The sequence below is a fragment of the Enterococcus sp. AZ128 genome (assembly GCF_051714485.1).
Classification (GTDB): domain Bacteria; phylum Bacillota; class Bacilli; order Lactobacillales; family Enterococcaceae; genus Enterococcus_A.
Genome location: NZ_JBIORZ010000001.1, coordinates 1,469,884 through 1,491,728, shown reverse-complemented (window position 1 = coordinate 1,491,728; position 21,845 = coordinate 1,469,884). Strand labels below are relative to the sequence as shown.

Genomic DNA, 21,845 nt, shown 5'->3' with positions numbered 1-21,845 from the left:
ATTAAGGTACCAGACAAATATGGTGAACATCTTGAAATATTGTTAAGGTACCTGTATTATAGAACATGTAAGGTACCTGATCAAAAAAGGAGAGATGAATAATGGAGAATCAAATGAATGATCAATTTATGAAGCTGCAACACGACTTGCGCCGTTACTATCATCGTCAAATGGCTAAAAAGCAAAGTTTTGGACCACATCGTGGGCAAGGTAGAGTTTTGACACTGTTGAAAATGAATCCAGAAATTAGTCAAAAGGATTTGACTTTTGTCTTAGGAATGCGGCCACAATCTGTCGGTGAGTTATTACAAAAACTTGAGGATAAGGAATTAATTACTCGCGAAACCTCAGAAGAGGATCGTCGCGTTATGATTATTCGTTTAACAGAACTTGGCAAAGAAGAAGCGGAAAAAATATCTGAAACACCTGACTTTGGTGAAGAACTTTTCTCTGATTTTAATGATGCTGAAAAAGAGGAATGGACGCGTTTGGTAGAGAAATTGAATAAAAATTTGAAAAATCTATTAAATGAAGATGATTCAGAAGAATTTTTTGGTGGTGGAAAGAGCTTTGACGGTCCGCAAATGCATCATGGTCATGGACCTCATGGGTTTGGTGGGCATCATGGTAAAGGTTCCGCTCATCATCATTTTTGCGAATTTGAAAATTTTAATTGGTAAACAAAAAAATATCAAAGACTTTTAAACGTGATAATCAAAAGCCGCAAAGGAAAAATTTCCTTTATGGCTTTTTTTTGTTACAATAACTGAGAGAAATTTGAGGATGGTTCAAGATGAAAGAATTAAAAGTTACAGAGTTACATAAAACATTTGGGGACAAAACATTATTTGATCGGATATCTTTTTTGGTTCATGAGAAAGATCGGATTGGATTAATTGGCGTTAACGGAACTGGAAAATCTAGTCTATTAACCATTTTAGCGGGGAAAGACAGTGGGGATGGAGACATTTCAGCAATCGAAAAAGCTAGTGAATATCGAATCGGTTATTTAGCTCAAGAGCAAAACTTTACTGAAGAGACGTTGGTCTTGGATGCTGTTTTTCAAGGAAATAATCCTTTGATGAAAACAGTCCGTGAATATGAAAAAGTTTTGCTAGAATTATCAAATGATAATAATGAGGAAACGCAGCGTAAATTTACGTTGGCTGAAGAAGCAATGAATAAGCAAGATGCTTGGACAGCTGACAGCGAAGCTAAGGCAATCTTAAATAAACTGGGCATTGATACTTTGAATAAACAAATCAGTGAACTTTCAGGTGGACAAATTAAGCGGATTGCCTTGGCGCAGGTCTTGATTGATGCACCTGATCTATTATTATTAGATGAGCCGACTAACCATTTGGACTATGATGCAATTCAATGGCTCGAAGGTTACTTGAGAAGCTACACGGGTTCACTTTTAATGGTTACCCATGATCGTTATTTTTTGGATCACGTTACGAATCGCATTTTTGAACTTTCTTTTGGAAAGTTATATGAGTACCGAGGAAACTATGAGGCTTACTTAATTGAGAAGGCTGAACGGGATCGAATTGCCTCTGAAAAAGAAGGAAAAAGAAAACAGTTGTACAAACAAGAATTGGCTTGGATGCGCGCTGGGGCAAAAGCTCGGACAACCAAACAGCAGGCAAGAATTAACCGATTTGAAGACCTAAAAGAAAATCTACATCAAGTGAAAAGTGAAGATCAGTTGGAGATGAATATTGCAACGACTCGATTAGGGAAAAAGGTCTTAGAATTGAAGCAAGCTTCTTACGAAATTGATGGAAAAACAATTCTAGATCATTTTGATTTGTTGATTCAAGCAAAGGAACGACTGGGCATTACTGGAAAGAATGGTGCAGGGAAATCAACGCTTTTGAATATTTTGGAGGGGCGATTACCACTAAATGCAGGATTACTTGAAGTTGGTGAGACGGTTCGATTGGCATACTATACTCAGCAAAACGAAACTCTAGACCCAAATAAGCGGATGATTGCCTATTTACAAGAGGCTGCAGAAGAAGTGAAACAACGAGATGGCTCGCAAATCAGCGTCGCAGAAATACTTGAGCGATTCTTATTCCCGCGCTTTATGCACGGATCGTTGATCGGTAAATTATCTGGCGGTGAAAAAAGACGACTATATTTATTAAAGTTGCTGATCCAGCAGCCAAATGTTCTTTTATTAGATGAACCAACCAACGACCTAGATATTGCAACATTAACAGTTTTAGAAGATTATCTGCAAGATTTTCCTGGCGCAGTGATTACGGTTTCTCATGATCGTTATTTCTTGGATAAAGTAGCCGAAAAGTTATTAATCTTTCAAGGTGACGGTCAAATTATTTCTTATTTTGGTTCTATTATGGACTATTTGGATCAGCAAACAACCCACAAGGATGAAAAAATAGTCAAAACAAAGCCTCAGGCTAAAGAACGAAAGAAAAAACTTTCCTATAATGAGCAAAAAGAATGGGAAACGATAGAGGATGATATTGCGCTACTGGAGAGTAAAATTGATGAATTATCAGAATCAATGAATCATCAAGGCGATAATTTTACTAAATTGCAAGATCTGCAAAAAGAAATCGATTATACAGAACAGACTCTGGAAGAAAAGATGACACGTTGGGAATATCTGAGTGAAATCATTGAAGATAATTGAATCAATTTTCAAAAATGAACATGTTACTTATGAAGAAGGAGGAACATTATGCTGATTGCGATTTGGGCACAGGATAAAAATGGGTTGATTGGCAAGAATAATCAATTACCTTGGTATTTGCCAAATGATCTACGTTTTTTTAAAGAAACTACAATCAACCATACTTTGGTGATGGGGCGTAAAACGTTTGAAGGTATGGGTGGTCGTCCCTTGCCAAATCGTCAAACGATTGTATTGACCCGAGATGAAACTTACAAAGCTGAAAATGTAATAGTCATGCATTCGCTTGAAGAAATTCTGGTTTATGATCAAAAGAATACAGGTACGACTTTTATTGCGGGTGGCTCTGCTATTTATACAGAGTTTTTGCCATATTGTAAGAAAATTCATCGAACTTTTATAGAGGCGAGTTTTGAAGGGGATGCTTATTTTCCAAAAGTATTTTGGAATGAGTGGGAACTGACCGAACGAAAACAAGGTCAAAGGGATGAAAAAAATCCTTATCGCTATTATTTTGAAACTTATATAAGAACCGAGTCATAATGACACGGTTCTTTCAAGATTTGTAAAGAAATAGTTTCAACAATGATTTATTTCATAAGGTTTGATATACTAAAATTAATTTGAAACTAGGTGTGGAAAGAAGGATCAAAATGCCAAATGTTAAAATTGTAACCGACTCTTCTTGTACGATTGAAAAATCTGTCCGAGATGAATTAAATATTACCGTTATTCCATTATCAGTGATGATCGATGATGTCGTTTATCCAGATGATGATGAATTAACTGGAGAGAAATTTATGGAGATGATGGCGCAGACCAAAAATCTACCGAAAACGAGCCAACCACCGATTGGGTATTTTGCGGAGCTTTATGATGAATTGGGTAAAGATGGGAGTGCAATCGTTTCTATCCACATGTCTCATACATTGAGCGGCACTGCAGAAGCGGCACGACAAGCGACCTTCTTGAGCAGTAGCGAAGTGACAGTCATTGACTGTGGATTTATCGATCAATCACAAGCTTTTCAAGTGATTGAGGCAGCTAAGTTGGCGCAATCAGGAGCAACCTTGGATGAGGTGTTAGCTGGTGTGGAGCGAGTAAAAAATCATAGCAAACTATTTATCGGTATTTCATCACTTGATAATCTAGTTAAGGGTGGTCGGATTAGTCGAGTTGCAGGAGTGATTTCCAGTGTACTTAACATGCGTGTAGTGATGGAACTTGAAAATGGCGAGTTGCTTCCGATAACGAAAGGTCGTGGCAAGAAAACATTTAGTAAATGGTTTGCTTCCTTCATGGATGAATTGACGAAGGTCAATGTAAAGCAAATTGGGATTTCCTATGCTGGTAAATTAGACTTTATTGATGAGGCAAAACAAGCATTGCAGGAAATGTTTCCAGATATGCATATTCCAGTCTTGCATACTAATCCAATCGTGGCTACCCATACGGGACCTGGAGCATTTGCAATCATGTATTACACAGATTAGTTGAACCTGCTGCCTCTAGTAATAGAGGCGCTTTTTTTACAAAAGGAGTAAATGAATGAAAAGATTTTCAATACTATTGATTCCGTTGGCAGCTGCTGTAGCAACTTTGCTCATACTTTTTCTAACAATTCCTAAAGCTGAGTCTCGTATTCATGTCGTCAGGGATGAAGGCCAGAATTACAAGAAATCTATTCACTTTGTTGCAGTGGGGGACTCTTTGACTGAAGGAGTCGGTGACGAGACAAAGCGTGGCGGATATGTGCCATTAGTAGCAGACGCTTTACAACAAAAATATGAACTAACTTCTATTGAGAAAGATAACTATGGTGTTTCTGGTGAACGCAGTGATCAAATCTTGAAACGTGTTAAAAAGGATTCTGATTTACGAAATAGTTTAGCTAGTGCAGACATTATTACAATGACGGTTGGAGGAAATGATCTCTTTCAAGCATTTCAGAATAATCTTACTGCTAAAAATGCCAAACAATTTGATCGTTCAATAAAAAAATACGGAAAGCAAGTCAATGATATTTTAACTGAGATGCGAGATTTGAATGCGACAGCGCCGATTTATATAGTCGGAATCTATAATCCTTATTATTTGAATTTCCCAGATATCAAAGCGATGCAAACGGTTGTTGATAACTGGAATAGTGAGACGAAGAATCTAACTAAAGAAACACAGAATTGCTTTTTTGTTCCAGTAAATGATCTATTATATAAAGGGATTGCAACAAAAGACACCGAAGAAACAAGTGGAAGTTCAAGTTCTGAAGTGAAAAACAATGCTCTTTATGATGAAGATAATTTTCACCCGAATAATTTGGGCTATCAATTAATGGCTACAGCGATCAAGGATAAAATTGCGGATACGAAAGATTTATGGTTAATAAAGGAGAGCAATTAATGGAAGAAACGAAGAAAAAAATCAATGGTTGGAAAATTGCTTTTCTTGTTTTGATTGGCATCATTATAGGCGGCATCATTTTTTCAACTGTACGTATATTCACTGCACGAGAAACAAATTTACCGCCTAGCAGCGAAACTACAGTGCCGAAAGGGTCTCCTGTACTGTCGATGAATACGAACAAGAAAAAACTGAACACCGTGATGGAATATTTTTTGAACGATTTACAAAAGGGTTCGGATGTCAAATATGAATTCTATTTAGAAAATCAAGCGATGCTAAAAGGCGAGTTCAAAATTTTAGGTGCTACAGTAGACTTTTATCTTTACTTTGATCCATATGTTATGGATAATGGCAATGTTCAATTAAAAGCCCGAGATTTGTCAATTGGTTCGCTAAATTTACCTGTGAGTCAAGTAATGGCGACCGTTAAGCGTGGATACAAGTTTCCTAAATGGGTAGCTATTGACCCAGAAGAACAAACAATCGTTTTGAAATTGAACGAGTTCAAATTGAATAACGGAATGTTCATCAAAGCAAACCATATTGATCTCGTTGGTGATGATATCCAATTTAGTTTGTATTTACCAAAAGAAAAGAAAGCGAATGATTGATCAATAGAAGCACATGCAATCATTGAGGTGAAACAAATGAGAAGAAGTTTTTATCATTATATACTGACACAGCGTGGGCATAATCCTCATGATCCTGTTGAATCATTTGCTGGAGCTGTCTCAAAAGATATAATGTTTCCTAAACAATCTGAAGATTACCATGAGATTACTGATTACTTGGAATTGAGCGTCGATTATTTAGATTCGATGGATCTTTTTGATCAAGTTTGGGATAAATATTTAGAAAACAATAAATAATTAAAAAGGAAAAGTTGTGGAAAGCTTTTCCTTTTTTTTCTAGCGTGCTATCATGAAAAAAAGGGTGAAAGGAAAATGCGCCTTGCAGAAAAAAACGTTACCAGTATCGATTTTTCTAATATCGATTGTATGTACTGTCGTAATTACGGCGGTAGTGACTCATTTTATTGAACAAAAGCAAGCGATGGATAGTGATTCTGTCGTCAAAATTACGCGAAACGATCTAGACGATGTTCAAGATTTGTATGATTTGATTAGTACCAACTACGTTGATAAAGTTGATAAGGAACAGTTGATCCAAGGTGCTCTAAAGGGAATGACTGAATCTTTGCAAGATCCTGAATCTGAATTTTTAACAGCGAAAGAAACTAAGGAATTGAATGAGCAAGTAGCTGGAAGTTTTGAAGGGATAGGTGCGAATCTTCAACTTGAAAATCGCTTACCAGTCATTGATCGTGTGCCTGTTAAAAATTCTCCTGCTGAAAAAGCCAAGCTAAAGGTAGAAGATATTATTCTGGAAGTGGATGGTCAAAAAACACAAGATAAGTCGATTGATCAAGTGGCAAGTATGATCCGCGGCAAAAAAGGGACTCAAGTAAAATTATTGATTCAAAGAGGTAGCGAACAATTCGAAGTATCTATTGAACGAGATATTGTTCCAGAAGATACTGTCAAGGGGAATCTTGATTCGAAGGATAAGTCAATTGGCTCAATCCAAATTGATAACTTTCGTGATACAACGGCATTGGAGTTCAGGACGATTATCGAGCAATTGCGTAAAGATGGCGCAAAGTCTTTTATAATTGACTTGCGCCAAAATTCTGGTGGATTGATGGCAGAATCAGAACGAATCGCTAGTTACTTTTTAGAAAACGGAGATACGATTGCACAATTTTCAAATAATGAAAAGGTCATCTCGATTGATAAAGCTGGTAAAAAAATCGATCAAGGTTTCAAAGTCAAAGAACCGACTGTATTTTTAGTGGATCAAGAGAGTTCTTATGGAGCGGAACTTCTAGCAGCAGCGGTTAAAAATAAGAATTATCCGATCATTGGGGTCAATACCTTTGGTAAGGGCAGTGTTCAAAGTGTTAGCCCAATTGGAAAGGATAAGTATGTCCAGTTAACAATTATGAAATGGTTCGCACCAGATGGATCATCAGTTGAAGGTAAGGGGGTAACCCCTACGATCCAGGCTGATTATCCTGAGTACGCGAAACTTCCTCCAATCTCGAAACAGTCTAATTGGCGTATTGGTGATTCTGGTGATGCAGTCAAAAATATTAATACAATGTTAAACGCTTTGGGATACTCGACAGAAGGTGATTTGTTCAATGAATCTACAAGAGATGCAGTAACAAAGATTCAGACAGAGAATAATTTATCAGCAACTGGAGCTCTCGATACTAAAACAGTAGATGTTTTACAGGAAATGGTGTTTAAACTTGTTAAAACAAATGATGTCGCTTATGCTAAAGCCATTGAAACACTAAAAAAATGAACGACAGAATAGACGGCATTGTTTCTATTTGCGAGGAGGGAAGCCAGTGAAAAACTTACTGACAAAAAACCATTTATGGTTAGGTGTAAAATATTTATTGATTTCCCTCTTTATTGGTGTAGTAATTCGTGGATTTTTATTGATCCCTGTTCCTGTAACCGGTAATTCAATGGACCAGACCTTGGCTCAAGGAGATATGGTTTTGATGGAGAAATTTAGTAAAGTTAAACGTTTTGATGTTATTGTTTTTCAGCAAGCTGATGGTACGATATATATCAAGCGAATCATTGGGCTGCCTGGTGATGAAATTCGTTATGAAAAGGATCAGTTGTATATCAATGGAGAAAAAATTAATGAATCCTTTTTAACCAATAATCGCAGTCATGATCATCAAGTTTCTCCTTACACAACAGATTTTCAACTAGATGAATTAATTGGCGAAAAACAATTGCCGAAAAATGAATATTTTGTATTAGGTGACAATCGACGGATTTCTAAAGACAGCCGATCTTTTGGAACGGTTCAAAGTAAAGATATCTTAGGCAAAGCTCAGGCTGTTTATTACCCGCTGACACATATTAAAATTATTTCGTAAAAGACGGATTCTGTATTCCGTCTTTTTTTCTTGAGTTAAAATGAAATATAATGTGAGAAAAGTTCTCATTTTATTCAATTGAAGTTAAATTTTTATTGCGTTACTCTTGATATAGGAAGTCGACTCCTAATTGAAGATAAAGGAGAAAAAATATGTATCATGCAAGATTCAGAGGTAATCACTATGAAATAGGTAAGAAGTGGGGAACGTTATTGAGAAAAAATGATCAATATCTTCTTGATAACATTCCTTTTGAAATAACTCAAGAAATGAAAGATTTTTCTAAAAACTGTTTCCCTTATTATGAAGAATTTTTTCCTGAGATTCTTGATGAAATAGATGGGATAGCAGAAGGTCAATTAATCGCACCAGATTCTTTATATGCCGTACTGTTTTCAATGTACGCACTTGTTAGAGTGACTAACTGTTCAAGTTTTATCATTAAAAATGAACATACTTTTTTACTTGGAAGGAATAGTGATTTTTTAACAGCGATTGAAAAGTTGTACATGAACTGTATATATACATTTAATGAGTCCAATTCGTATTCGTTTTCGGGAAATACAACGGCTTTCGTTGAAATGGAAGATGGGGTCAATCAGTGGGGGCTGGCAATTGCCTTGACATCTGTTTTTCCTAACAGCATCAAACCCGGGTTGAATGTTGGATTTATTCTTCGGATATTGCTGGAAAAATGCAAGAATGTAGATGAAGCGCTTGAATTGCTACAAACTCTTCCGCGATGCACTGCTGGAACATTAGTGATAGCGGATGCATCGGATAAAGCGTGCTTAGTTGAATTTACGAATAATGAGTTGACGTATTCATTTATCAATAATGAAGGGTATCTATGTGCGACCAACAGTTTTCATTTATCAGAAATGATTACGTACAAAATATCATTAGAAGATGATTGGTTTGCAGAAGAACGTTATCAAACGCTTGATCAGCATTTGAGTGAGAATTATTCCAGTATGGAAGTGTCAGAGGCTGAACAATTGCTAGCTGGGAAATATGGATTCTTGTGTCAATATGATCGTAAAACAGGAAAGGATACTGTTTGGTCTACAATCTATGATTTGAGGAATAACCATGTTTATCGTTGTGAAGGCAATCCTTCACGAAAAAAATATAACGAAGATTCACGATTTACCTTCAAAAAAAATAAGAATAACTAAAGAGACAATCGCAAAAGTTTGATAAAAACTTTTGCGATTTTTGAATGAAGGTATCTGAACGAGAAAAAGAGTTTAGTTGTGTAAGCTTCTTTCAGAACATACTATTTCAGTAAGTAAAGCATGTCTCAAAAAAGCAAGTATGAGATGATTTCAAGAAAAGAGAATTGTGATACAATAGCGTGTGGAATGTAGAAACTTAAATCCGTTAGTAAACAGAAAATAACTTAGAAATGACAGTAAAACAGGATTTTTTTAGTTTAACGGGTGAACATTATGTTTAAGGAAGAGGTACATATATGACTATTCAATGGTTTCCTGGTCACATGGCTAAAGCTAGACGGGAAGTTTCTGAGAAATTAAAATTTGTTGATATCGTTTTTGAATTAATTGATGCCCGTCTCCCATTATCTTCACGAAACCCAATGCTAGATCAAATTGTTCAACATAAGCCACGACTTATATTGTTAAATAAATCTGATTTAGCTGATCCGATTCAAACAAATTTGTGGGTCAATTATTTTCGAGAACAAGGTCATCACGTTCTCGCATTGACTGCTAAAGATGATAAAAGTGTAAAACAGATAGTTCCAGCTAGCAAAAAGGTCTTAGCAGATAAAATGGCTCGCGATAAAGAAAGAGGGCTAAAAACGCGTGCTATTCGTGCGATGGTTTTGGGAATTCCTAATGTAGGAAAGTCGACGCTATTGAATCATTTGGCAGGAAAGAAAATTGCAGGTACGGGAAATCGACCAGGTGTAACTAAGGGACAACAATGGTTGCGCTTTGGCTCTCAATTAGAATTATTAGATACCCCTGGAATTTTATGGCCTAAATTTGAAGATCAGGCTGTAGGGAAAAAATTGGCATTGACCGGAGCAATCAAAGACGATCTTTTACATCTAGATGATTTGGCTCTTTATGAGTTAGAGGTGTTCTGTCGATTCTATCCAGAGCAATTAAAAGATCGTTATAAATTAACTAATGATGATTTATTTATGGAGCTGCCAGAATTATTAATGTTAATTTCTGAAAAACGTGGTTTTAAAGATGATTATGAACGAGCAAGTGAAATGTTGATTCTTGAGTTACGACAAGGGAAACTAGGACGTTATACTTTAGATCGTTTTGAGGAGCTGAACGAGTAGTGGAAAAATTGTCAATCAGCGTGGTGAAAGCTGAATTAAAAAAAATAGTCTCGTTTGATGATCCTCGTCTTGCGGAGCTTCGAAAGGATTCACGAAAAGGCGTTCAACAAGCTTTAGATCAGTGGCAAAAGCAACAAGATAAACAGGCGGCTTTGATCGAAAAATATCGAGAAATGTCTGTCTTTGAGAATGAAAAGAAGACACAGGGATTTCAAGCAATTTGCGGTATTGATGAGGTCGGACGTGGACCACTAGCCGGCCCAGTAGTGGCAGCGGCTGTCATTCTAAATGATGAACATGCGATTTTAGGTTTAAATGATTCAAAGCAGCTTTCCGCTCAAAAGCGAGAAGAGCTTGTTGGTGAAATCAAGAAAAATGCTAGATCAATTGGTATTGGTGAAGCAACTGCAGAAGAAATTGATCAATTAAACATTTATCAAGCGACTAAAGTTGCTATGCAACGAGCGATAGATCAGTTAGAAATATCGCCAGATTGTTTATTGATTGATGCGATGGTTTTAGATAATGGATTGCCGCAAGAAAAAATTATTAAGGGTGATGCACGATCTGTTTCAATCGCTGCAGCAAGTATTATTGCAAAAGTTCATCGGGATGAATGGATGGCAGATTATGGAAAAAACTATCCAGCTTATGGTTTTGCAAAAAATGCTGGATATGGGACTAAAGAGCATTTAAAGGCTATTGATGAGCAAGGGGTCTTACCTATTCATAGAAAAACTTTTGCACCAATTAAAAATTTATAAAATAAAATCCTTCTTTTTTTAGTATCTTTTTGATAAAGAACTGAAAAGAGGGATTTTTTTGAAAAATAAATTTTTATTGCGTTTATGCTTAACTAAAGGAATCGGGGCTTTTGGAAAACAACGGATTTATCAATTCGCTAAAAGACATCAGTGGTGGCAATTTGATGGGTTAGAAGTACGCTTGTTGGCTCAAACTACTAAACCCAATAATTGGAATGAATGGACAGAAGAAAGATTACAGGAAATTGAGAGAACGCATCAATTTATCACTATTGAGGATATTGAATATCCAGAAACGTTGCGTCATGTTCCAACTCCACCATTGGTATTATTTTATAAAGGTGATTTAGCCTTATTAAAACGAGATATGCTAGCTGTGGTAGGTGCTCGTGAGGCAACAAAATATGGCTATCATGTTTTGCAGGAATTGATGCCAGAGCTAACAAAACGCGGGTTTGTGATTGTTAGTGGTTTAGCCAAAGGAATAGATAGTTTCGCGCATCAATTTGCTATCAGTAATCAGGGAAAAACGATTGGAGTAGTTGGAACCGGATTAGATATCTGTTATCCTAAATCTAGTGGTAATTTACAAATAGAAATGTGCCAACAACATCTGGTTGTGAGCGAATATCCTAATGGAACAAGTCCGGCGAAATTCCACTTTCCAATGCGTAATCGAATTATCGCGGGATTAAGCACAGGCGTTTTAGTAGTAGAGGCTAAAAAACGCAGTGGTTCATTGATTACAGCACAGCAGGCTTTGGATTATGGTAAAGATGTTTTTGTGGTTCCCGGATCAATATTAGATGGGCGCTCTAGCGGCTGTCATCAGTTGATTCAGGACGGGGCAATTTGTGTTGAAAAAACACAAGATATCTTTGATTCTTATGATTTATGGAATAAAATTCATTAGACCTGACTTGACAAACAAAATTTGAATAGCGTATTATAGGCTACGATTTGTCAGTAGTTACCGATATATAATAGTAGAAAAAATTGAGGAGGCAAAAACATTTGGCCTATAAATACCTAGTTATCGTAGAATCACCCGCAAAAGCAAAGACCATTGAGAAATATTTAGGAAGAAATTATAAAGTGGTAGCGAGTGTTGGGCATGTTCGTGACTTACCGAAGAGCAAGATGGGAATTGATGTTGAAAACAATTATGAACCCCATTATATCTCAATTCGCGGCAAGGGCGATGTCATCAAAAGTTTAAAACAAGCGGCTAAGAAAGCGCAAAAAGTTTATCTTGCAAGTGACCCGGATAGAGAAGGGGAAGCCATCGCATGGCACCTTGCTTATTTATTAGGTTTAGACTTAAAAGACAAAAACCGTGTAGTTTTCAATGAAATTACTAAGGATGCAGTAAAAGCGGCCTTTAAAGAACCTCGTTCAATTGACGTTTCGTTGGTTGATGCCCAGCAAGCACGTCGAGCATTGGACCGTCTAGTTGGTTATTCCATTTCACCGATTCTTTGGAAAAAAATTAAAAAAGGATTAAGCGCCGGACGTGTTCAATCAATCGCATTAAAGATAATCATTGATCGGGAACAAGAAATTCGTGATTTTGTACCGGAAGAATATTGGAGTATTGATGGAAATTTCAAAAGAAAAACCAAAAAATTTAAAGCTAATTTCTGGGGCGTTGACGGTAAGAAGAAAAAACTACCCAATGCTGAAGCGGTCAAGGAAGTCACTTCCCGGATTAATGGTAAGGATTATGAAGTAACCAAGGTTGAGAAAAAGGAACGCAGACGAAATCCGGCATTGCCATTTACTACTAGTAATATGCAACAGGAATCTGCTCGAAAACTAAATTTCCGTACTAGAAAAACCATGATGGTTGCACAGCAACTGTATGAAGGCATTGCTTTAGGAAAACAGGGTACAGTAGGTTTGATTACGTATATGCGTACTGATTCAACCCGTATCTCGGATACAGCAAAAACTGAGGCAGCTGAATTTATTGAAAAAACTTATGGGAAAGAGTATTCGCAACATCATGCTCGTAAAGCGAAAAATCCCCAAGGCTCTCAAGATGCCCACGAAGCAATTCGTCCAACTAGTGTTCAGCGGACACCTGATGAGATGAAACAATATTTAGACAAAGACCAGTTGAAACTCTATACTTTGATTTGGTCACGTTTTGTCGCTAGTCAAATGACTGCGGCAATACTTGATACAATGAAGGTGACGTTAGAACAAAATGGTGTAATCTTTATTGCTAATGGCTCTAAGATCAAATTTAAAGGGTTTATGCAAGTTTATATTGAGGGTCGTGACGATGGCAAGGAAGATAAAGAAAATATCTTACCAGAACTGGAAAAAGGCGATGTTGTTAAATCTGTTAATATTGAACCTAAACAACACTTCACTCAACCGCCTGCTCGCTTTAGTGAAGCGACGCTGATCAAAACATTGGAAGAAAATGGTGTTGGTCGACCTTCAACATATGCGCCGACTTTAGATACTATCCAACGGCGATACTATGTGAAATTGACACAACGACGTTTTGAACCAACGGAACTTGGAGAAATTGTTAATACCTTGATTGTTGATTTCTTTCCACAAATCGTAGATGTTAACTTTACAGCTGAGATGGAAAACGATTTGGATAAGGTCGAGGACGGCAAAGAGGAGTGGACAACGGTTGTCGATCGTTTCTACAAACCGTTTGCTGTCGAACTAGAAAAAGCTGAAGAAGGTATCGAGAAAATCCAAATCAAAGACGAACCAGCGGGATTCGATTGTGATGTCTGTGGACATCCAATGGTGATCAAATTGGGACGTTATGGAAAATTCTATGCTTGTAGCAACTTCCCTGATTGCCGCAATACAAAACCGATCATTAAGGAAATTGGTGTTGAATGTCCGGTTTGCCATAAGGGACAAGTGGTGGAACGTAAATCGAAGAAGAATCGTTTATTCTACGGCTGCTCACGCTACCCAGACTGCGACTTTACTTCTTGGGATAAACCAATTGGACGGACTTGTCCGAAAGACGGTGGTTATCTAGTTGAGAAGAAAGTCAAAGGCGGAAAACAAGTCGTTTGTGTGAATGGTGATTACGAGGAAACAGTACAAAAATAAACTTTATAAGTGAGGAATAGATGGTAAAAACTGTTAATGTTATTGGGGCCGGTTTAGCCGGAAGTGAAGCTGCGTGGCAATTAGCAGAGTCAGGGATCCCAGTGAATTTATATGAAATGCGTCCAATTAAATCTACCCCAGCACATCACACTGGAAATTTTGCGGAACTTGTTTGTAGTAACTCATTGCGCGGTAATGGTTTAACTAATGCGGTCGGTGTCTTGAAAGAAGAGATGCGTCGCTTGAATTCAGTTGTGATTACTTCAGCAGATGAGACAGCTGTTCCAGCAGGTGGAGCTTTAGCGGTAGATCGTAATAACTTTTCTGAATTGATTACACAAAAAATCAAAAATCATCCGCTGATTACTGTCATTTCTGAAGAAATCACTAGAATCCCTGAGGGAATCACTATTATTGCGACAGGTCCGCTGACTTCTGAAACCCTCGCAAATGAAATAGCGGAATATAACGGATCGCATGGTTTTTATTTTTACGATGCAGCGGCACCAATTCTGGATAGTTCTACTATTAATCGTGATAAGGTTTATTTAAAATCTCGCTATGATAAAGGCGAAGCTGCGTACTTGAATTGTCCAATGACTGAAGAAGAATTTATGCGTTTTTATGAAGCTTTGATCGAGGCAGAAGTAGCCCCGCAAAAGGAATTTGAGAAAGAGAAATTTTTTGAAGGCTGTATGCCGATCGAAGTTATGGCTAAACGGGGTATCAAAACCATGTTATTCGGACCTATGAAGCCTGTGGGGTTAGAGGATCCAAAGACTGGTAAACGTCCATATGCCGTGATTCAGTTACGTCAGGATAATGCTGCAGCATCAATGTATAATATTGTTGGTTTTCAAACTCACTTGAAGTGGGGGGAACAAAAACGCGTGTTCCAAATGATTCCTGGTTTGGAAAACGCTGAGTTTCTACGTTATGGTGTTATGCATCGAAATAGTTTTATGAATTCCCCAGAGTTGTTAAAACCAACCTATCAAAGTCAAAAAAGAGATGATCTATTTTTTGCCGGTCAAATGACTGGTGTGGAAGGATATGTAGAAAGCGCTGGTAGTGGATTAGTTGCGGGGTTGAATGCTGCTAGGCTGGCGAAGGATGAAGCACTGATCGAATTTCCTCGTGAGACTGCGCTCGGTGCGATGGCCTATTATATTACTCACGCGGAGGGAAAGCATTTTCAACCGATGAATGCCAATTTTGGGTTATTTCCTAGTTTGCCAGAACGAATTCGAGATAAGAAGCTACGTTATGAAACACTAGCAGAGAGAGCTTTGAATGCTCTGGCTGACATGAATATTTAGAAAAAAAAATCCGTTGCTTCGGCAATGGATTTTTTTATTTGTACAAAATAAACCGGATTCATGTTTGATTTGAAGGTAATTATGAAATATCTGTAAAGAATTGTTAGTATATTCGTGAAAAGTCAATAAATTCTGACAATTCAATTGTATTTAAAAAGCTCTTATGCTACATTTGTGATATGTTTGTGAGGTGAAAAAAGTTTGGAAAACGAAGCAGCAACGCAAGAGTTTATGAGTTATTTAATAACAGAACGCGGCTATTCGAAAAAAACAAAAGAGGCGTACCAACGGGACTTAGACGACTTTTGCGATTTTCTAAAAGATTCGGGGGAACCTTCGTTGATGGCAGTAGATCATTTGGATGTCCGAGTTTACCTAGCTTTTTTGAATGATCGAAAGTACAGTCGAAATACAATCAGTCGGAAGATTGCTAGTTTACGATCTTTTTATCAGTATCACTTAAGACATGAAAAAATTATGGAGAATCCTTTTTCTTACGTACATCTCAAGAAGAAACAGGCCAGACTGCCACGCTTCTTTTATGAAAAAGAAATCGAAGTTCTTTTTGAAAGCGTTGAAGGAACTGAACCGTTGGATCAACGAAATCGTGCGTTACTAGAGGTACTCTATGGATCGGGTCTTCGAGTTAGCGAATGTGCCAATCTCAGTTTGTCAGTGATAGATTTTGATAATAGTGTCATGTTGATTCACGGTAAAGGAAATAAAGATCGATATGTTCCACTAGGGTCGTATGCGGCGGATGCAATTCAGGCATTTGTATGCGATGGGCGCAAGAGATTGATGGATCATTTTGACAAAAAGCACGATTATCTTTTTATCAATCATCGGGGAGAGCAAATTACACCGACTGGTATCGAGTATGTTCTCAATCAAATTATCAAAAAGAGTAGTTTGACTAATGATATTCATCCTCATATGCTGCGCCATACGTTTGCCACGCATTTATTAAATAATGGTGCAGATTTGCGTACAGTGCAAGAATTACTAGGTCACGCCAATCTATCAACCACGCAAATTTACACGCATGTTACAAAAGAAAGCTTACAGAAAAGTTATCGCTCATTTCATCCAAGAGCTTAGAAGTTCATTTAAACGAAGGAGAGAATAAAATGTCTGAATCAAAATTTCATTCAACCACGATCTGTGCGATCGAAAAAGATGGAAAATTAGCAATGGCTGGTGACGGTCAAGTTACAATGGGAGAGCAAGTTATCATGAAAGGGACTGCACGTAAAGTTCGTCGAATCTACAACGGTAAGGTTGTCGTTGGTTTTGCTGGAAGCGTAGCAGATGCTTTTACTCTAGAAGAAAAATTTGAAGGCAAGCTGAACGAATATAATGGGAATCTTCAAAGAGCAGCTGTTGAGCTAGCTCAAGAATGGCGTACACAACAAGCTATGAAAAATTTAGAGGCTTTATTGATTGTTATGAACGACGAGGAGATGCTATTGGTTTCTGGTAATGGAGAAGTAATTGCACCAGATGATGGTATTTTAGCGATTGGTTCAGGCGGGAACTACGCTCTTGCTGCTGCTCGTGCCATGAAAAAACATAATTCTGAGATGAGTGCGAAGGAAATGGCTGAAAGCGCACTGAATATTGCCGCCGATATTTGTGTTTTCACAAACCATAATATTATTGTTGAGGAAATGTAATTCGTTCATTAATTATGAGTAAGGAGAATCAAGATGACTGAAGTTAATAAAACACCAAAAGAAATTGTAAGCGAGTTAGATCAATACATCATTGGACAAGAGGATGCAAAACGTTCAGTAGCGATCGCTTTACGCAATCGTTATCGTCGGATGCAATTAGAAGAGTCAATGCAACAAGAAGTTACACCCAAAAATATTTTAATGATCGGGCCAACAGGCGTCGGAAAGACAGAAATTGCTCGCCGTTTGGCACGAATCGTTAAGGCTCCTTTTGTTAAGGTTGAGGCGACTAAGTTTACAGAAGTTGGTTACGTTGGTCGCGATGTAGAATCAATGGTACGTGATCTAGTAGAGAATGCAATTACGATTGTTGAAAAGGAACAATACTCAAAAGTGTATTCGCAAGCCTTAAAACGAGCGAACAAGCGCTTAGTCAAAGTTTTAGTTCCAGGAATTAAAAAAGAGCAGAAACAAAGCAACAATCCATATGAACAGATGATGAATATTTTTAATCAAGCTCAAACTGAGCCCAAAGAAGAAGTGACAGAGGACATCAAGGTCAATCGTCAAACTATTCTTGATCAATTAGAAAAAGGATTGTTGGATCAAAGAGAAGTAACGATCGAAGTGACCGAACCCAAAAAGGCAGCACCGATGAATAACGGGTTAGAACAGATGGGAATCGATTTATCTGATACATTAGGAGCATTAACACCAGAGAAAAAAGTTCAACGCACGGTGACTGTTAAGGAAGCGCAGGAGCTTTTAGTAAAAGAAGAGCAGGCTCAGTTGGTAAATGAAGGAGATATCTCTACCGCTGCAATTAAGTTGGCGGAAAGTTCCGGTATTATCTTTATCGATGAAATTGATAAAATTACGTCAAAATCACAACAAAATTCAGGTGAAGTATCTCGCGAAGGTGTCCAACGAGATATTCTTCCAATTGTTGAAGGATCGCAAGTGAATACTAAATATGGAGCAATTCAAACAGATCATATCTTATTTATTGCTAGTGGAGCTTTTAGTTTGTCTAAACCAAGCGATTTAATTCCAGAATTACAAGGTCGTTTCCCAATTAGAGTAGAACTGAACGATTTATCAGCGGAAGATTTTGTCAGAATTTTAACTGAGCCTAATAATGCGTTAATCAAACAGTATATCGCTTTAGTTGGTACTGAAAATGTCAAAATAATTTTTACACAAGAAGCAATCGAACGAGTTGCGCAGATTGCCTCTGATGTGAATCGAGAAACCGACAATATTGGTGCACGTCGTTTACATACGATTCTGGAAAAATTGCTAGAAGACCTACTGTTTGAAGCGCCTGATATGCAAATGGGTGAAATCAAGATTACCGAAGCATATGTAGATGAGAAATTGGTATCTATTGCTCAAAATAAAGACTTAAGTCGTTATATTCTTTAAAAAAATGGAGGGGAAAAAGTGGAAACATTATTAGAGAAAACACGTCAAATAAATAAGTTAATGCAGCAGAAGAATGCCTTTGAACCGACTGCGGAATTACCTTATAATAATATGGCGCGAATTTTAGGGGATATCTTAGGCTCATTGACCTATATCATTGGTGCAGAAGGGAAGTTGTTGGGACTTAACGAAAAGATTGATATTAATACGGATCGTGTTCGTTCGTTTCTTGTCGATCGTCAATTTCCTGATAGCTATGTAGCTGAAATGAAGGAAGTTTTTAAAACAGAGGCTAATATTCCTGTAGCGAATGAATTAACAGCTTTTCCGACTGAAAGAGCAGAACTTTATCCTAGTGGGTTGACGACGGTCATTCCAATTTTTGGATCAGGGGAACGTTTAGGTACTATTGTGTTGGCGCGAACAGAAGGGGCTTTTGACGATGATGACCTCGTTTTGGCTGAATATGGTGCGACCGTTATCGGAATGGAAATTTTGTATCAACAATTTTTAAATGTGGAAGAAAAGATCCGTAGTCAAACGGCTGTACAGATGGCAATCAGTACACTTTCTTATAGTGAGTTAAAAGCGGTTAAAGCAATTTTTGATGCTTTGGAGGGCGACGAAGGTCGATTGACAGCCTCGAATATTGCAGATAAGATCGGCATTACGCGATCAGTGATTGTAAATGCTTTGCGAAAATTAGAGTCCGCAGGAATAATTGAATCCCGTTCTTTAGGTATGAAGGGGACCTATTTAAAAGTGTTGAATCCATTGTTTAAAGATGAGTTAGTACGTCATAAATAGAGCTGCCTAGCTGCCTGTCCAATTTTTTCAAGTCGAATGAATTCCGAAACATAAGATTGATTGTTTAGTTGGATGGTATACGGCATGGAACTTGAAATTATTTTTTCCGTGAGAATTGATAATTACATTTAGTAGGAATAAGGAGTGGGTTACTTATGTCAGTAACAATCAGCAATGATTTCTTACAAGCAACGATTAACGAAAAAGGAGCCGAACTTGTCAGTTTGTATGCTAATGAAATTGAATATGTTTGGCAAGCAGATCCAAAGTATTGGAATCGTCACGCACCATTTTTATTTCCATTTGTTGGTCGCTTGAAAGATAATCAATACACTTATAAAGGAAAAACATACTCTATGGGCCAACATGGCTTTGCTCGTGACAAAGAATTTAAGATCATAGAACAAACAAAAGATAAGGTGACTCTTTTGTTAGAGAGCGATGAAGAGACACATAAAGTGTATCCATTTGACTTTGCTTTGACGATTAGTTATGAGATTTGGGGGGAAGGAGTCCGAATTCGTTTTAATGTTGAAAATACTGGTGTCGAGGAAATGATTTTTGCATTGGGCGGACATCCGGCCTTTAATATTCCTTTAACAGATGATTTGAGCTTTGAGGATTATTTTATTGCTTTTTCTCCACAAAAATCACGAGTAAAGATTCCTCTTGATGGTCCTTACGCAAATTTAAATCAGAAGACGATCGGTCAAACGAATACTAATATTCAATTGAGTCGTGAGCTGTTTAAAGAGGATGCGTTGATTTATGAAACTCGGGGCTTAAATGCTTATACTTTAGGCAGTGAAGAATCGTCGCATAGTGTCACTTTAGCGTATAATAATATTCCTTACGTAGGATTGTGGTCGCCATACCCAGCTGAAGCACCATTTGTCTGCATTGAACCATGGTGGGGCTTTGCGGATACTGTGGATAGTACTGGGCGATTAGAAGACAAAGAAGGAATGAATCGTTTAGCTGTGAAAGGGAACTTTAAAACAGAATTCTCCATTACGGTTAGTTAAAAGTCGGATTTTTTCCAAGTTTAGATGCTTTATAGAAGCAGATTGCTTATGACTTAATGAAAACATAAAAGCCTGTCACTTCTGAAGTGACAAGCTTTTTTTAATCAAAAGGCACACGCCATTGATCATCACTATGGGCCTTAAAGCAGAGTTCGATTTGTTCTCGTGTGTTTTTCTCTTCAGCCAATTTGGGTAGACTGTTCTTATCAAACCAGTCGATTTGAATTGTTTCAATATTCTCGACAAAAGTGCCATTTATTAAACGGCACTCAATAAAAATTTTACAAACACTATAGGCATAGCGGGGAAGATTGTGTTTATTGCGATCTTGGATAGCAATAACTTTTTGTGGAACAACAGACAATCCTGTTTCTTCTAGTGTTTCTTTAACCGCATTTTCTTTGATAGATTGATCAAAATCGACCCACCCGCCCGGCAGTGATCAAGTGCCGTTTCTTTCTTGGACTAGCAGTATCTTTTCATTTTTGAAAACAGCTGCCCGTGTATCCAATTTTGGTGTGGGATAGCCAGTTTCAGCAGCGAATAATTCTCTTAATTTTGGAATTGGGATTGGAGACTGTACAGAGAGCATCTCTACAGCGATACTCCTAATGCGTTCAAAGCGTTCTTCATCAAAAGGATCTTTTGTATAGGTCAGACCAGCTTGTGCGAGAGATTGAAGTTCAATTGCCCATTCTAAGAGTTGCTCTTCCATCTATTTCTCCTTTTTATTTAGTCCAAACGAAACACGATTCTCCGTACCTGTCTTAATCCGTTGAATGTTTTCTTTATGACGATATATGATGTAGCAGGTCAAAGCAAAACAAACTAGCGTGAGTAACCAGTTATGTGTAGGTAAAATTGTTGGCCATATATAAGGTAAAGCAATTGAAGAAAGAGTCACAAAGACAGCTGAGGCAATACTTGCAGCACTGACCATGCTGGTGATATAAAGAATGATCAGAAAGAAAATCAATGAATAAAAAAAGAATAAAGGTGCAAATGCCAGTAACATACCAGCGCTAGTTGCAACAGCCTTGCCGCCTTTAAAACCGGCAAAAATAGGCATTGTGTGCCCAATAACAGCAACTAAACCAAACCATAGCGGATTGATATTCAAATGAAAAATGATAGGTAGAGCAGTTGCCAGAGAGCCTTTCAATAAATCCATTGCGAAAACAACAAATCCTGCTGTTCTGCCTAGCACTCGAAAGGTATTGGTAGTTCCTGAATTGCCGCTACCAAACTCACGAATGTCTTTCTTAAAAAAAAGTTTTCCAATCCAAATACCGGAAGGAATGGAGCCCAAAAGGTAAGCTAGGACCAAAAGTATAGCGGTTTTCATATGAATCCTCATTTCTTTGTTAGTAAGGCTAT

21 protein-coding genes and 1 pseudogene are annotated in these 21,845 nt (G+C 37.5%); 20 read left to right on the top strand and 2 right to left on the bottom strand.

Annotation, left to right across the window (positions count from 1 at the left end):
- Window positions 1-101: 101 nt before the first annotated feature.
- From IGI38_RS07280 to IGI38_RS07185, 20 genes are all read left to right on the top strand, one after another.
- On the top strand, window positions 102-680 hold the full coding sequence (locus IGI38_RS07280; protein ID WP_438728340.1) for a MarR family winged helix-turn-helix transcriptional regulator: 579 nt from the start codon (window positions 102-104) through the stop codon (window positions 678-680).
- Window positions 681-793: 113 nt separating this feature from the next.
- A complete protein-coding gene (locus tag IGI38_RS07275; RefSeq protein ID WP_438728338.1) occupies window positions 794-2,668 on the top strand; it encodes an ABC-F family ATP-binding cassette domain-containing protein in 1,875 nt (624 codons plus the stop codon).
- A gap of 48 nt (window positions 2,669-2,716) precedes the next feature.
- The gene (locus IGI38_RS07270) at window positions 2,717-3,211 is read left to right on the top strand and encodes a dihydrofolate reductase (RefSeq protein WP_438728336.1); all 495 of its coding nucleotides are present in this window, start codon (window positions 2,717-2,719) and stop codon (window positions 3,209-3,211) included.
- A 110-nt stretch (window positions 3,212-3,321) separates the two neighbouring features.
- Entirely contained in the window at window positions 3,322-4,161 is an 840-nt protein-coding gene (locus IGI38_RS07265; RefSeq protein ID WP_438728334.1) for a DegV family protein, read from the top strand.
- A 55-nt stretch (window positions 4,162-4,216) separates the two neighbouring features.
- Window positions 4,217-5,068, top strand: coding sequence for an SGNH/GDSL hydrolase family protein (locus tag IGI38_RS07260; RefSeq protein WP_438728332.1), 852 nt, complete (start codon window positions 4,217-4,219; stop codon window positions 5,066-5,068).
- Entirely contained in the window at window positions 5,068-5,682 is a 615-nt protein-coding gene (locus IGI38_RS07255) for a YpmS family protein (protein WP_438728330.1), read from the top strand. The genes IGI38_RS07260 and IGI38_RS07255 overlap by 1 nt, the downstream gene beginning before the upstream one ends.
- Before the next feature lie 36 nt (window positions 5,683-5,718).
- Window positions 5,719-5,940 carry a YozE family protein gene (locus tag IGI38_RS07250; protein ID WP_438728328.1) on the top strand — a complete coding sequence of 74 codons (222 nt, stop codon included), beginning with the start codon at window positions 5,719-5,721 and terminating at the stop codon, window positions 5,938-5,940.
- 82 nt (window positions 5,941-6,022) lie between these two features.
- The gene (locus IGI38_RS07245; protein WP_438728326.1) at window positions 6,023-7,441 is read left to right on the top strand and encodes a S41 family peptidase; all 1,419 of its coding nucleotides are present in this window, start codon (window positions 6,023-6,025) and stop codon (window positions 7,439-7,441) included.
- A gap of 46 nt (window positions 7,442-7,487) precedes the next feature.
- Window positions 7,488-8,036 (top strand): signal peptidase I, encoded by a 549-nt coding sequence (gene lepB / locus IGI38_RS07240; RefSeq protein WP_438728324.1) that lies wholly within the window; start codon window positions 7,488-7,490, stop codon window positions 8,034-8,036.
- A gap of 152 nt (window positions 8,037-8,188) precedes the next feature.
- Window positions 8,189-9,214 carry a C45 family autoproteolytic acyltransferase/hydolase gene (locus tag IGI38_RS07235; protein ID WP_438728322.1) on the top strand — a complete coding sequence of 342 codons (1,026 nt, stop codon included), beginning with the start codon at window positions 8,189-8,191 and terminating at the stop codon, window positions 9,212-9,214.
- Window positions 9,215-9,510: 296 nt separating this feature from the next.
- Complete coding sequence (ylqF, locus tag IGI38_RS07230; RefSeq protein ID WP_438728320.1) at window positions 9,511-10,359, top strand: ribosome biogenesis GTPase YlqF; 849 nt, start codon at window positions 9,511-9,513, stop codon at window positions 10,357-10,359.
- On the top strand, window positions 10,359-11,123 hold the full coding sequence (locus IGI38_RS07225) for a ribonuclease HII (RefSeq protein WP_438728318.1): 765 nt from the start codon (window positions 10,359-10,361) through the stop codon (window positions 11,121-11,123). The genes ylqF and IGI38_RS07225 overlap by 1 nt, the downstream gene beginning before the upstream one ends.
- 58 nt (window positions 11,124-11,181) lie before the next feature.
- Window positions 11,182-12,036, top strand: coding sequence for a DNA-processing protein DprA (gene dprA / locus IGI38_RS07220; RefSeq protein ID WP_438728315.1), 855 nt, complete (start codon window positions 11,182-11,184; stop codon window positions 12,034-12,036).
- A 101-nt stretch (window positions 12,037-12,137) separates the two neighbouring features.
- Window positions 12,138-14,216: a type I DNA topoisomerase gene (gene topA / locus IGI38_RS07215; RefSeq protein WP_438728313.1), complete on the top strand. Its 2,079-nt coding sequence runs from the start codon at window positions 12,138-12,140 to the stop codon at window positions 14,214-14,216.
- Window positions 14,217-14,236: 20 nt separating this feature from the next.
- Entirely contained in the window at window positions 14,237-15,535 is a 1,299-nt protein-coding gene (gene trmFO / locus IGI38_RS07210; RefSeq protein WP_438728311.1) for an FADH(2)-oxidizing methylenetetrahydrofolate--tRNA-(uracil(54)-C(5))-methyltransferase TrmFO, read from the top strand.
- Between the two features lie 201 nt (window positions 15,536-15,736).
- Window positions 15,737-16,636, top strand: coding sequence for a tyrosine recombinase XerC (xerC, locus tag IGI38_RS07205; RefSeq protein WP_438728309.1), 900 nt, complete (start codon window positions 15,737-15,739; stop codon window positions 16,634-16,636).
- A 29-nt stretch (window positions 16,637-16,665) separates the two neighbouring features.
- Window positions 16,666-17,211, top strand: a complete 546-nt coding sequence (gene hslV, locus IGI38_RS07200; protein ID WP_438728307.1) for an ATP-dependent protease subunit HslV — start codon at window positions 16,666-16,668, stop codon at window positions 17,209-17,211.
- A gap of 33 nt (window positions 17,212-17,244) precedes the next feature.
- Window positions 17,245-18,636 carry an ATP-dependent protease ATPase subunit HslU gene (hslU, locus tag IGI38_RS07195; RefSeq protein WP_438728305.1) on the top strand — a complete coding sequence of 464 codons (1,392 nt, stop codon included), beginning with the start codon at window positions 17,245-17,247 and terminating at the stop codon, window positions 18,634-18,636.
- Between the two features lie 18 nt (window positions 18,637-18,654).
- Window positions 18,655-19,443, top strand: a complete 789-nt coding sequence (gene codY, locus IGI38_RS07190; RefSeq protein WP_438728303.1) for a GTP-sensing pleiotropic transcriptional regulator CodY — start codon at window positions 18,655-18,657, stop codon at window positions 19,441-19,443.
- A gap of 155 nt (window positions 19,444-19,598) precedes the next feature.
- Window positions 19,599-20,468, top strand: a complete 870-nt coding sequence (locus IGI38_RS07185; protein ID WP_438728301.1) for an aldose 1-epimerase family protein — start codon at window positions 19,599-19,601, stop codon at window positions 20,466-20,468.
- Window positions 20,469-20,568: 100 nt separating this feature from the next.
- Here IGI38_RS07185 and IGI38_RS07180 read toward each other — a convergent pair.
- Both IGI38_RS07180 and plsY read right to left on the bottom strand, forming a co-directional pair.
- Window positions 20,569-21,183 (bottom strand): annotated as a pseudogene (locus IGI38_RS07180) (NUDIX hydrolase N-terminal domain-containing protein).
- Window positions 21,184-21,813, bottom strand: coding sequence for a glycerol-3-phosphate 1-O-acyltransferase PlsY (gene plsY / locus IGI38_RS07175; RefSeq protein ID WP_438728299.1), 630 nt, complete (start codon window positions 21,811-21,813; stop codon window positions 21,184-21,186).
- Between the last annotated feature and the right edge of the window lie 32 nt (window positions 21,814-21,845).